At 66.4% G+C, this 10,480-nt stretch carries 15 protein-coding genes; 14 read left to right on the top strand and 1 reads right to left on the bottom strand.

Translation table 11 applies throughout. The features are described 5' to 3' along the window. Nucleotide 1 precedes the first annotated feature (1 nt). Complete coding sequence (locus ACL9RJ_RS02170; protein ID WP_017128415.1) at nt 2-415, top strand: hypothetical protein; 414 nt, start codon at nt 2-4, stop codon at nt 413-415. 26 nt (nt 416-441) lie between these two features. Here the strand turns inward: ACL9RJ_RS02170 and ACL9RJ_RS02175 are convergent, their stop codons facing one another. Continuing rightward, nucleotides 442-1,233 carry a tetratricopeptide repeat protein gene (locus ACL9RJ_RS02175; RefSeq protein ID WP_103032917.1) on the bottom strand — a complete coding sequence of 264 codons (792 nt, stop codon included), beginning with the start codon at nt 1,231-1,233 and terminating at the stop codon, nt 442-444. A gap of 142 nt (nt 1,234-1,375) precedes the next feature. On the opposite strand from ACL9RJ_RS02175, the gene ACL9RJ_RS02180 reads away from it, so the two are divergent. From ACL9RJ_RS02180 to ACL9RJ_RS02240, 13 genes are read left to right on the top strand one after another with little or no spacing between them, the layout of a single operon-like run. After that, entirely contained in the window at nt 1,376-1,957 is a 582-nt protein-coding gene (locus ACL9RJ_RS02180; RefSeq protein WP_017128414.1) for a hypothetical protein, read from the top strand. Nucleotides 1,958-2,006: 49 nt separating this feature from the next. Next, nucleotides 2,007-2,228 carry a hypothetical protein gene (locus ACL9RJ_RS02185; protein WP_017128413.1) on the top strand — a complete coding sequence of 74 codons (222 nt, stop codon included), beginning with the start codon at nt 2,007-2,009 and terminating at the stop codon, nt 2,226-2,228. A gap of 37 nt (nt 2,229-2,265) precedes the next feature. Further along, nucleotides 2,266-2,730, top strand: a complete 465-nt coding sequence (locus ACL9RJ_RS02190) for a hypothetical protein (protein ID WP_103032918.1) — start codon at nt 2,266-2,268, stop codon at nt 2,728-2,730. A 4-nt stretch (nt 2,731-2,734) separates the two neighbouring features. After that, complete coding sequence (sctJ, locus tag ACL9RJ_RS02195) at nt 2,735-3,517, top strand: type III secretion system inner membrane ring lipoprotein SctJ (RefSeq protein ID WP_042936424.1); 783 nt, start codon at nt 2,735-2,737, stop codon at nt 3,515-3,517. Continuing rightward, a complete protein-coding gene (locus tag ACL9RJ_RS02200) occupies nt 3,514-4,158 on the top strand; it encodes a type III secretion protein (protein ID WP_422764817.1) in 645 nt (214 codons plus the stop codon). Before sctJ ends, ACL9RJ_RS02200 begins: the two co-directional genes overlap by 4 nt. Beyond that, nucleotides 4,151-4,744, top strand: coding sequence for a FliH/SctL family protein (locus ACL9RJ_RS02205; protein ID WP_017128410.1), 594 nt, complete (start codon nt 4,151-4,153; stop codon nt 4,742-4,744). Before ACL9RJ_RS02200 ends, ACL9RJ_RS02205 begins: the two co-directional genes overlap by 8 nt. Further along, nucleotides 4,741-6,078 carry a FliI/YscN family ATPase gene (locus ACL9RJ_RS02210; RefSeq protein WP_177119508.1) on the top strand — a complete coding sequence of 446 codons (1,338 nt, stop codon included), beginning with the start codon at nt 4,741-4,743 and terminating at the stop codon, nt 6,076-6,078. Before ACL9RJ_RS02205 ends, ACL9RJ_RS02210 begins: the two co-directional genes overlap by 4 nt. Continuing rightward, nucleotides 6,075-6,545, top strand: a complete 471-nt coding sequence (sctO, locus tag ACL9RJ_RS02215) for a type III secretion system stalk subunit SctO (RefSeq protein WP_422764818.1) — start codon at nt 6,075-6,077, stop codon at nt 6,543-6,545. Before ACL9RJ_RS02210 ends, sctO begins: the two co-directional genes overlap by 4 nt. Continuing rightward, nucleotides 6,542-7,594: a type III secretion system cytoplasmic ring protein SctQ gene (gene sctQ / locus ACL9RJ_RS02220; RefSeq protein WP_017128408.1), complete on the top strand. Its 1,053-nt coding sequence runs from the start codon at nt 6,542-6,544 to the stop codon at nt 7,592-7,594. The genes sctO and sctQ overlap by 4 nt, the downstream gene beginning before the upstream one ends. Continuing rightward, nucleotides 7,591-8,247 carry a type III secretion system export apparatus subunit SctR gene (gene sctR, locus ACL9RJ_RS02225; protein ID WP_017128407.1) on the top strand — a complete coding sequence of 219 codons (657 nt, stop codon included), beginning with the start codon at nt 7,591-7,593 and terminating at the stop codon, nt 8,245-8,247. Before sctQ ends, sctR begins: the two co-directional genes overlap by 4 nt. 3 nt (nt 8,248-8,250) lie before the next feature. Further along, complete coding sequence (sctS, locus tag ACL9RJ_RS02230) at nt 8,251-8,520, top strand: type III secretion system export apparatus subunit SctS (protein WP_017128406.1); 270 nt, start codon at nt 8,251-8,253, stop codon at nt 8,518-8,520. 5 nt (nt 8,521-8,525) lie between these two features. Next, nucleotides 8,526-9,341 carry a type III secretion system export apparatus subunit SctT gene (sctT, locus tag ACL9RJ_RS02235; RefSeq protein WP_017128405.1) on the top strand — a complete coding sequence of 272 codons (816 nt, stop codon included), beginning with the start codon at nt 8,526-8,528 and terminating at the stop codon, nt 9,339-9,341. Continuing rightward, on the top strand, nt 9,338-10,384 hold the full coding sequence (locus tag ACL9RJ_RS02240) for an EscU/YscU/HrcU family type III secretion system export apparatus switch protein (protein WP_017128404.1): 1,047 nt from the start codon (nt 9,338-9,340) through the stop codon (nt 10,382-10,384). The genes sctT and ACL9RJ_RS02240 overlap by 4 nt, the downstream gene beginning before the upstream one ends. Nucleotides 10,385-10,480: the final 96 nt, after the last annotated feature.

Raw genomic sequence — 10,480 nt, forward strand, 5'->3', positions numbered from 1 at the left:
CATGAAAAGCCTGTCGTTGATTTCCGCCCTGGCATCACTGGTGCTGCTGAGCGCCTGCAAGACCCATCTCGAACCGGTGGCCTATTCCCCGGATTACCTCAGTGCCCGCGATGCCGGCGGGCGCGCCGGACTGATCCCGGTGGAGTGCCAGAAACCGCCACTGACCAATCGCGAAGTGGTGGGCGACGAGCCGGACCTGAGCTCGACCTTGCCCCTGGGCTGCGCCAATAACCTGAACCTGTTGCAGATGGTCGAGCAGCGCCAGGATCTGGTCCAGGGCCGCGACACCGGCCCGACCATGGCCGCGCCGGTAGGCCGGGCGGCACGGATCTATATCGACGGACAGGACCGGCAGAAGCAGGAACGCCGCGAAGCGGCGCAGGAAGCCCAGACCAGCACGGGGGCCGCTCGATGAGCAAGAGCGTAACCCAGGGGGACGGATCAGTGACTGTCCACCAACCCCAGTTCCCGCGCCTGGGCGGCTGGATCGGCGATGGCCTTGATGCGTCGGGCTTCGACCAGCAGCCGTTGCTGCTCGGCCGGCGCGATATCGTCCAGCGCCAGCGTGCTCAACTGCGCCTCATGCCCGGCCAGTACCAGGATCAGCAGTTCGTTGCGCTGGTGCCGGGGCTGCGCCCGGGGCGACTGGCTGACCTGACGAATACTGCCCAGGGCCTGATCGGCCTTGCCACCCAGGGCATAGGCCAGGGCCAGGTTGCACTGGGTATCCAGATCGGTGGGGGCCAGGCCCAGGCTCTTGCTGAAAGCCGCCTGGGCGTCGCCGGTCTGGCCGCGCAGTACCTGGGCGATACCCAGCCGGTTGTAGGCCTGCGGAGTGTTCAGCGCGCTCGCCGCCTGAGTCAGGGAAACCGCTGCGCGGTCGAGCTTGCCTTCGCGCAGTTGCGCAGTCCCCAGGCCCAGCAGCGCCGTGGGGTCGTCACGCTTGAGCTCCAGGCCCTGCTGGAACGCGCGTTCGGCACCCCGGGCGTCGCCGCTGTCGAGGCGCGCCTGACCGAGCTTCTGCCAGGCCTCGATACCGGCCCCCGGTTGCGCCGCGGCCTTTTCATACAGCGCCGCCGCCGTGCCCGGATCGCCGCGCCCGTTGACGTCGTTGGCCAGGCGCATGAACCGCTGGTAGCTGTCGCTGCCGCTCGCGCCGTCGGGGGCGCCGGCACAGGACACCAGCAACAGACTGCTCAACAGCAACAGGGCGGACGGGAAGGGCTTGGGCAAGACTGGAACTCCTCAGGCAAGGGGGAACACATGACAGCTTGGACAGCGAGTGTGACACCCGAAAGTCATTTTATCGACCCTGAAATGCGGCCCGGCTGCTTTATGTCCAGGCTGCCGGAAAACGTCTTCGGGAGTCCGTGCCATGACTGATTCGCTACGGTTCCTGATGACCGTGCTGGTGCTGCTGGGCAGCTTGTCCTGCGGGCTTGCCCGGGCAGCGGACGAGCCGGCCTGGTACGCCCGGCCCTATGCCTATGTCTTGATCGAGCAGGACGTACGCGGCGCGCTGGAAGAGTTCGGGCACAACCTCGACCTTGTGGTGGTGATGTCCGACAAGGTTCGCGGCAAGGCCCGCAACCATGTGCGGGCCAGGACCGCCGGCGAGTTTCTCGACCTGGTCACCGACGCCAACGGCCTGACCTGGTTCTTCGACGGCAACGTGCTCTCTATCAGCACCGACGAAGAAACCGCCACCCGCCTGTTCAAGACCCGTGGCGTGGGCCGCGAGCAACTGCAGGCCTACCTGGACGATCTCGATGTGTTCGGCGAACACCTGTCGACGCACCCCGGGCCGGTGGACGACGAACTGTTCGTCTCCGGCCCCCCGGCCTATCTCGCCCTGATCCAGCAACACCTTGACCTGCAGCGTCCCGCCGCCGTGCCCGTGGTGGCCCGGGAGCGAGGCGTGCGGGTCTTTCGTGGCAACACGGTCAGCACCGAGTGACCCTGCAATCCTTGAACCCCCAGGCAATCCCACTTGAAGGAGATACACCATGGCAGTCAATCCAATCGAAGGCGGCGGCACCCCTCCAGTCGATGCCAAGAGCAAGTTCGACGCGGCGGTCGACAAGGCCGCCGACAGCAGCAGCGACGACCAGAAGATCACCGACTTCATGGTCCAGGGCGCCATCCAGATCGGCGGGCAATTCATCATCATGCCGCGCCTCAACGAGCTGCTCAACGACGCCATGGCGGACGACGACGGCGACGAATGATCCAGGCTCCGGCTTCCAACCCACCTGAGGTGACACCATGACAGTGAGTCTAGCGGCGACAACAGCGACAGCGGCGGCGCCGCCTGCCGGAGGGCAGGGTGGCCTCGAGGCTTCGCAGAACCTGTTCGAGCATATGGCCAACAGCGCCAGGAGCGGCATGCCCGAAGGGGCGAGCCCGCACCAGATCGGCAGCAACCTGATGGAGCGCCTGAACGGTTTCATCGACCGCTCGCGGACCTTTGCCGAACGGGCCGATGCCCTTGGCAACGGTCCGCCGGCGAGCAACCCGCCGGTGGCCGGCCCCGGTGCCGCCAGTCCCAGCGCCGCCAGCGGCAGTACGGCCAGCGGCGGCGAACCGCCGAAAAAGGTCACCGACCAGCACCTGGATCAGGTCGTGCACTCCCTCAGCCGGATGTTCGACTACTCCATCGAAACCCAAATGGTGGTTCGTGGCGCCACGCAGATCTCCGGCGCCGCCAATACCCTGTTGCGAGGGCAATAAACCGATGTCCAGAGCCCAGCGCATGTCGCGCTTCGTCATCGTCCTGGTCACCGCCTGCCTGCTCCAGGCCTGCGACATGGACCTCTACAGCAATCTCGGCGAGCGCGAGGCCAACGCGATGGTCGCGGTGCTGCTGCGCGACGGCGTCCCGGCCAGCCGCAAGGTCCAGGATGACGGCCGCCTCACCGTGGTGGTGGCCAAGGATCGCTTCGCCCAGGCCATGGCGCTGCTCGATGCCGCCGGCCTGCCGCAGCAGAACTTCTCCAACATGGGCGAGGTGTTCAAGGGCAACGGCCTGGTGTCGTCGCCGGTCCAGGAGCGGGCGCAGATGGTCTATGCCCTGAGCGAGGAACTGTCGCACTCGGTGTCGCAGATCGACGGCATTCTTTCGGCCCGGGTGCATGTGGTGCTGCCGGACAACGACCTGCTCAAACGGGTGATTTCACCTTCATCGGCCTCGGTGCTGGTGCGTTACGACCCCGGCGTGGCTATCGATCCGCTGATTCCGCAGATCAAGACCCTGGTGGCGAACGGCATTTCCGGGCTGAGCTATGACGGTGTCTCGGTAACCGCGATCAAGGCTGCCGCCGTGCCCGGCAAGGGCCAGGGACAGCCGCCACTGGCGCGTTTCATGGGCCTGTGGATCGTCGCCGACAACCTTGCCTGGGCCTGGCTGCTGTTCGGCGGATTGCTGCTGGCGATTGCCGGGCTGGCCGCCGGGCTGTTGTGGCGTCTGCGTCAGCAACGCGGCGCGGTCGCCTTGTACCCGCTGAAGGAAAACCCATGAATTCGTCTTCGGATCTGCTCGAACGCTGGCAGCGATTGACGGCGCGCCCGCTGACCTTCATCGGTCCTGACAGCCTGGCCGAGTGTTTCTCAGGTGCGGTTCCGGCCGGGCAACTGGAGGCCCTGCGCAACCTCTCGCGTTTCGAGGGCCGGCTGCTGCGCCTGCTGCGCGAGCGTTTCGAATTGTCGCCCTGGGCCGAAGTGCCGGAGCCCGACCCTGCGGACCTGCCGGTATTGCTCCTGAGTCCCCTGGCGTTTTCCCGCCTGACCAGGCTCTGCGGGGCGATCTGGCATGGCGCGACCCTGCGCCGGGAAATTCGCGGCGAAGAGCTCGGCGAATTGCACCAGCGCCTCGGCGCCGAAGTGTTCGCCCAGGCCCTGAGCCTGCCGGCCCTGGCCGGTGCCGCCGACCTGCTGCGCGACCCCGCCGAGCTGGTGGCAGCCATCGAGCGTGACGGCCAGACGTGCGTCGCCGCCTGGCTGCACCTGCAACCCGAATCGCTCAAGGGCTGGTTGAGCCTGCGCCTGGACAGCCCGCGGTTCGACCAGGCACGCCTGAGCCGGGATATCGAAATCGTGCGCGGCGCGGCCGCACTGCTGTCCGCCGAAGAAGCCCCAGACAAGGAGAGCCGCGATGAGTGAACTGCCGAGCCGCCCGGGCGGGCGCATCCTGCGAGCCAGCGAAGCCGATGCCTGGCGCGATGGCTTCGCTTTTCTCGAAGCCGCCCGCGAGGAAGCCCTGGCGATCCGCAACGACAGCCAGCAGTGGCTGGCCGAAGCCCGGGCCGAAGGCTTCGCCAGCGCCGAGCGGGAAGGGGCGCAACAGGCGGCGCTCCTGCTTCAGGACACCGCCCGACAGGTCGATGCCTACCTCAACGGGTTGGAAAGCGCATTGGCCGACCTGGCGTTGAACATTGCCCGTGAAGTGATGGACGAAATGGACGCCGGCGAACGCATCCTGCGCTGTACCCGCAAGGCCATGGGCGCCTTTCGCCAGGACCAGGCGCTGACCCTGTACGTGCCGCGCGCCCATCTCGACGGAGTGCGCCAGGCCCTGGCGGCCGACCCGCTGCCGACGCCGGGCGTGACCGTGGAGGCCGATGAGCAACTGGCGGCCCATCAGGCGCGCCTGAGCAGTCCGGTCGGCTCGGTGGAACTGGGCCTTGACGCGCAACTGGCCGGCTTGCGCCGGGGCCTGTTGCCCCAGGCCGAAGAGGTCCGCTCATGAGCAGCCCGGGCGTGGCCCTCGACAACCTGTTGCCGCGCCTGCAATCGCGCCTGTCCGCTGCCCGTCCACGACCGGTCAAGGGCACCATCCGCAGTATTCGCGGGGTGCTGCTGCGGGCCAGTGTCGCCGGGGTGCGCATCGGTGAACTGTGTCGACTGCGCGATCCCGGCAGCGGCCGCAGCCTGGCGGCGGAAGTCATCGGTTTCGACGATGACGAAGCGATCCTGTCGCCGATCGGCTCGATGGAAGGCCTGTCGACCCATACTGAAATCACCGCCACCGGCGAATCCCTCGGCGTGGTGGTCGGCGATGGCCAACTGGGCCGGGTCATCAGTCCCATGGGCGACTTCCTCGATGCCGAAGGCGAGTTGCCCGGCGGCCTGTTCGAGACCTACCCGTTGCACGCCGAGCCGCCGGCGCCGTTTACCCGACAACTGATCGTGCGGCCGATGTTCCTTGGCGTGCGCTCGATCGACGGTTTGCTGACCCTGGCCCAGGGCCAGCGCATCGGCATTTTCGGCGAGCCGGGAGTAGGCAAGTCCTCGCTGCTGGCCAGCATCATTCGCAACAGCGAGGCCGATGTGATCGTGATCGGCCTGATCGGCGAACGCGGTCGCGAGGTCCGCGAGTTGCTCGACGTGCAACTCGATGCCAAGGCCCGGGCGCGGACCGTGGCGGTGGTGGCGACGTCCGACCGGCCGGCGGCCGAACGGGTCCGCGCGGCGTTCGTCGCCACGGCCCTGGCCGAGTATCACCGTGACCAGGGGCGCAATGTCCTGCTGCTGATGGACAGCCTGACCCGTTTTGCCCGGGCCCAGCGCGAAATCGGCCTGGCGGTGGGCGAACCGCCGACCCGCCGGGGCTATCCGCCATCGTTCTTTTCCACCTTGCCGCGCCTGCTCGAGCGCGCCGGACCGGCGCCGCGCGGCAGCATCACGGCGCTGTACACGGTGCTCACCGAAGGCGATGCGGCCACCGACCCGGTGGCCGAAGAGGCCCGCTCGATCCTCGACGGCCACATTGTCCTGAGTGCCGAGCTGGCGCAACGCAACTACTTCCCGGCGGTGGATGTACTGCGTAGCCGCAGCCGCCTGATGGAGCAGGTGGCGAGTGAAGAACACCGTCGCCTGGCGATGCGGGTCCGCGAACTGATGGCCCGTCATGCCGAAATCGAAATGTTGATCCGCATCGGCGAATACGCCAGCGGCAGCGACCCCCTGGCGGATGAAGCGATTGCCCGGCACGCGGACATCGAGGACTTCCTGCGCCAGGGCCCCCACGAACCCAGCAGCCAGGCCGAAACCCTTCATCGCCTGCACCAGGTACTGTCATGAAAACCAAAACCTTGCAGAGTCTGCAGAGCCTTCGGGTCCTGCGTGAACAACGCGCCGCCACCGCCCTGGTGGCCCAGCAGCAACGGGTCCGGGAAACCGGCAGCGAACGCGACCAGGCCAGGGAACGCTTGCGCGAGCACCGCGAATCCATCGCCCGCGAAGCCGAAGCGATCTATGCCTCGCTCGAAGGTGGCCTGTCGGTGGCCAGCTGGCAGGCCGCCCAGGCCCGCCTGCAGGATCTGGCCGAGGGCCAGGAGGTGCTGGAAGAGCAGGTCGGAGAGGTGTCGCAGAAACTGCAGGTCGAAGAACTGCAGCGCGATGCCTGCCAGCGCGAGCGCCTGATGCGCCAGCGTCAGTCCGAGGCCTGGCAGAGCCTGGTGGAACGTCGCGAACGGGTCGAGCGCGGTACCCGCGAAACCCGTGAAGAGTCGGATCTGGCGCGGCCTGCCGTGGGCTCCGGTTCATGACTTGCAAGGAGCCCGGACCCTGGCCCGAGGCCCGTCCGGTCAAACCCCTGGTCGACAGCCTGGAAGCGGTCGACCCGGTGCTGGTCAAGCTCAATAATCGCCTGCATCAGCGGCGTCAGCCCTGGGTCGGTGAGCTGGCCGGCCAGGCGCTGGCGGTGGAGTGGGCCAGCCCCGGCGGCGCCCTGCAAGGCAGCAGGGAAGTGTTGCTGACCCTGGGGCAGGAGCCGCTGCGCCTGCTGGTGCCGGCCCAGCCCCTCGACAGCCTGCTCGGCGATCTGCTGGGCCAGGCCCCGACCAGCAGCCTCGATCCGCTGGCCCTGACCCTGTTGACGGAAATGGCCCTGCTGGAGCTGATCGAGCCGCTCGAGGCACGGCTGCGCAAGACGCTTCAGGTCGCCGTGCGCTCGCGTTTGCCGCAGCACCCGAATTTTGTCGTGAGCCTGACGGTCAGCATTCGCCTGGGCGCTGCCCCGGCTTTTCCGGTGGTCCTGGAAATGACCCCGATTTCCGCGCACTGGGTCGCCTCGCTGCTGGAGGAACACCTGGCGAAGCAGGCCGACCCGCTGCCCCAACTGCGCCTGGACGGCCGTATCGAAGCCGGCCATGCGCCCTTGAGCCTGAGTGACCTGCGCAGCCTGCGTCCGGGCGACGTGGTGATGCTCGACTACCTCCCGGCCGACCAGTTGCGCCTGACCCTGGCCGAACGCCTGCAAGCCCGTGGCCGCAGTGACGGCAGCCATTTCTGTTTGATCGAAGCGCCGCAACCGGTGCCCCCTGACATGGAGAATGCAATGAGTGATGTCGACAGCAATGCCAGCCTGGACAGTCAACTGGACGACCTGCCCCTGAAACTGGTGTGCCAGGCCGGCAGCGTCGAGGTGTCGCTGGCGCAGTTGCGTGAACTGGGTGCCGGCAGCCTGCTGTTGCTGACCCCGCAATTGCAGGACGGCGTCGAACTGCTGGTCAACGGCCGCAAGCTGGGCCAGGGGCAACTGGTGCGCATCGGCGACGGCCTGGGCGTGCGGGTCCTGAGTTTTGCCACGCCATGACCGGCTACCAGCCCAATCTGATCGAGATCATCCTGGTCGTCGCCACCATCGGGCTGATCCCGCTGGCGGTGGTGACCCTGACCGGCTTCATGAAGATCTCGGTGGTACTGTTCCTGATCCGCAACGCCCTCGGTGTGCAGCAGACGCCGCCGAACCTGGTGCTGTACGGCATCGCCCTGATTCTCTCGGTGTACGTCACCACGCCGCTGATCGGCGACATGTACCGCCAGGTCGAAGGGCACAGCATCAACCTGGAGCACGTCGAGGACGTCAAGGCCCTCGGCGATGCCCTGCGGCCGCCGCTACAGGCGCACCTGGCGCGGTTCGCCAATGTCCAGGAACGCGGTTTCTTCGTCCAGGCCACCGAGACCATCTGGTCGCCGGAGGCCCGTGAGCAATTGCGCGACGACGACCTGGTGGTGCTGATTCCGGCCTTTGTCAGCTCCGAGCTGACCCGCGCCTTCGAGATCGGCTTCCTGTTGTATATCCCGTTCCTGGTGGTGGACCTGCTGGTGGCCAATGTGCTGATGGCCATGGGCATGTCGATGGTTTCTCCGACGCTGATCTCGATTCCGCTGAAAATCTTCCTGTTCGTCGCATTGAGCGGTTGGTCACGCCTGATGCACGGCCTGATCCTCAGTTACGGGAGCTGACCCATGGGCCAGGACGTATTTCTCGGCCTGATGAAACAGGCATTGATGACCGTGCTGCTGCTGTCGGCACCGGCACTCGGGGTGGCGATCATCATCGGCCTGAGTGTCGGGCTGTTCCAGGCACTGACCCAGATCCAGGACCAGACCTTGCCCCAGGTGGTCAAGCTGGTGGCGGTGTTGCTGGTGATCGTGTTTGTCGGGCCGTTGCTGGCCGGGCAGGTGATGGAGCTGGGCAACCAGGTGCTGGACAACTTCCCGCTCTGGACCCGGTGAGCGGCATGGAAGCCAACCTTGCCAGCGCCTTTGTCGAAGTCGCTTACCCGGTGATCACCTCGGCGGCCCTGGCGGTATGCCGGGCCACCGGACTGGTGCTGATCACCCCGGCGTTCAACCGCCTGGGCCTGACGGGCATGATCCGTGGCTGTGTCGCCGTGGCGATCTCGATCCCGATGTTCCTGCCGGCGTTCGAGGCCCTGACCTCCATGGGCGAACATGGCAGCCTGTTCCTGGTGGGCCTGATGCTCAAGGAATTGCTGATCGGCCTGACCATCGGCCTGCTGTTCGGTATCCCGTTCTGGGCCGCCGAGGTCGCCGGCGAGCTGATCGACCTGCAGCGCGGCTCGACCATGGCCCAGTTGGTGGACCCGCTCTCGGTGGGCGAGGCCAGCGTGATGGCGACCTTGCTGACGGTGATGATGATCACCCTGTTCTTCATGTCCGGCGGCTTTATCCTGATGGTCGACGGTTACTACCACAGCTATCAGTTGTGGCCGGTGACCGCCTTCACGCCGCTGTTCGCCAGTCAGGCGCTGCTGGCGGTGCTGTCGATCCTCGACCAGGTGATGCGGATCGGCGTGATGATGATCTCGCCGCTGGTGATTTCCCTGCTGGTGGCCGACATGATGCTGGCGTTCCTTTCGCGGATGGCGCCGAACCTGCATATCTTCGACCTGGCGTTGTCGGTGAAGAACCTGGTGTTCTCGGTGCTGATGGTCATCTACATCAGCTTCCTGATTCCGCTGATGCTCGATCAACTGGCGGAGTTCCGGGGGGCTTTCGAGGTACTCAAGACCTTGAGCGGAGTGACGCCATGAGCGAGACCAGCGAGGAGAAGTCGCAACCGGCCTCGGACAAGAAACTCCAGGACGCGCGCAAGAAAGGCCAGGTCGCCAAGAGCCAGGACCTGGTCTCGGCGATGGTGATTCTCTGCGCCTCGCTGTATATCTCGGCGACCATTGCCCGGGTCCAGGGCCAGGTCACCGCGTTGATCGACCTGACCACCCAGGTCTACATCGAACCGTTCAATACCGTCTGGCCGCGCCTGCTCGATACCGCGCAACAGCTGTGGCTGTCGGTGACCCTGCCGCTGGTGGCGGTGACGGTGGGGGCGGTGGTGCTGACCAACGTGGTGACCATGCGCGGCTTTATCTTCTCGGTCGAGCCGTTGAAGCCGGATTTCAAGCGCATCAACCCGGCGGAGGGTTTCAAGCGGGTGTTCGCGGTGCGCAACCTGGTGGAGTTCCTCAAGGCGCTGGTCAAGGTCGGCCTGCTGGGGCTGGCGTTCTACGTGGTCGGGCGGCATGCCTTGCAGGCGCTGATGGATTCCTCGCGCTGTGGCGCCGGCTGTATCGAGGCCACGTTCTACCTGATGCTCAAGCCGCTGGTGTTCACCGTGGTCGCCACCTACCTGGTGATGGGCGCGGTGGACGTGATGATGCAGCGCTGGTTGTTCGGTCGCGACATGAAGATGACCAAGAGCGAAAGCAAGCGCGAGCGCAAGGATGTCGACGGCGACCCGCTGATCAAGGGCGAGCGGCGGCGCCAGCGCCAGGAAATGCAGGCCATGGCCGGCAAGCTGGGGCTGGGGCAGGCGTCATTGATGATCGGCACCGGCGATGGCTGGCTGGTGGGCGTGCGTTATGTCCGCGGCGAGACGCCGGTACCGGTGGTGGTGGCACGGGCCGCGCCGGAGGAGGCGGCACAGATGCTGGAGGAGGCGAGCCTGTTGAATATTCCCCAGGCCGTGGATGTGGAGTTGGCCGCAGCGATTGCCCGGCGCTCGGTGGTCGGCGAGCCGATTCCGGAGAACACCTTCCAGGCCGTGGCGCTGTTGCTGGTGAATGCACGCCTGATCTGAGAGGTCGATGGGGTGGCTGATGCCGCCTTCGCTGGCAAGCCAGCTCCCACAAGGTGTGTGTCGTACGCAAAAATCCTGTTCGACACGGCTCCTGTA

Origin of the sequence: Pseudomonas sp. Mn2068 (assembly GCF_049319725.1) — a bacterium.
Classification (GTDB): Bacteria; Pseudomonadota; Gammaproteobacteria; order Pseudomonadales; family Pseudomonadaceae; genus Aquipseudomonas; species Aquipseudomonas gingeri.

Excerpts from the sequence above, each read along its gene's own strand:
- ACL9RJ_RS02240 (WP_017128404.1), top strand. The coding sequence starts at position 9,338 with ATGAGCGAGACCAGCGAGGAGAAGTCGCAACCGGCCTCGGACAAGAAA.
- sctR (WP_017128407.1), top strand. The coding sequence starts at position 7,591 with ATGACCGGCTACCAGCCCAATCTGATCGAGATCATCCTGGTCGTCGCC.
- sctJ (WP_042936424.1), top strand. The coding sequence starts at position 2,735 with ATGTCCAGAGCCCAGCGCATGTCGCGCTTCGTCATCGTCCTGGTCACC.
- ACL9RJ_RS02205 (WP_017128410.1), top strand. The coding sequence starts at position 4,151 with ATGAGTGAACTGCCGAGCCGCCCGGGCGGGCGCATCCTGCGAGCCAGC.
- ACL9RJ_RS02180 (WP_017128414.1), top strand. The coding sequence starts at position 1,376 with ATGACTGATTCGCTACGGTTCCTGATGACCGTGCTGGTGCTGCTGGGC.
- ACL9RJ_RS02210 (WP_177119508.1), top strand. The coding sequence starts at position 4,741 with ATGAGCAGCCCGGGCGTGGCCCTCGACAACCTGTTGCCGCGCCTGCAA.
- sctQ (WP_017128408.1), top strand. The coding sequence starts at position 6,542 with ATGACTTGCAAGGAGCCCGGACCCTGGCCCGAGGCCCGTCCGGTCAAA.
- sctO (WP_422764818.1), top strand. The coding sequence starts at position 6,075 with ATGAAAACCAAAACCTTGCAGAGTCTGCAGAGCCTTCGGGTCCTGCGT.
- sctS (WP_017128406.1), top strand. The coding sequence starts at position 8,251 with ATGGGCCAGGACGTATTTCTCGGCCTGATGAAACAGGCATTGATGACC.
- sctT (WP_017128405.1), top strand. The coding sequence starts at position 8,526 with ATGGAAGCCAACCTTGCCAGCGCCTTTGTCGAAGTCGCTTACCCGGTG.
- ACL9RJ_RS02200 (WP_422764817.1), top strand. The coding sequence starts at position 3,514 with ATGAATTCGTCTTCGGATCTGCTCGAACGCTGGCAGCGATTGACGGCG.
- ACL9RJ_RS02185 (WP_017128413.1), top strand. The coding sequence starts at position 2,007 with ATGGCAGTCAATCCAATCGAAGGCGGCGGCACCCCTCCAGTCGATGCC.
- ACL9RJ_RS02190 (WP_103032918.1), top strand. The coding sequence starts at position 2,266 with ATGACAGTGAGTCTAGCGGCGACAACAGCGACAGCGGCGGCGCCGCCT.
- ACL9RJ_RS02170 (WP_017128415.1), top strand. The coding sequence starts at position 2 with ATGAAAAGCCTGTCGTTGATTTCCGCCCTGGCATCACTGGTGCTGCTG.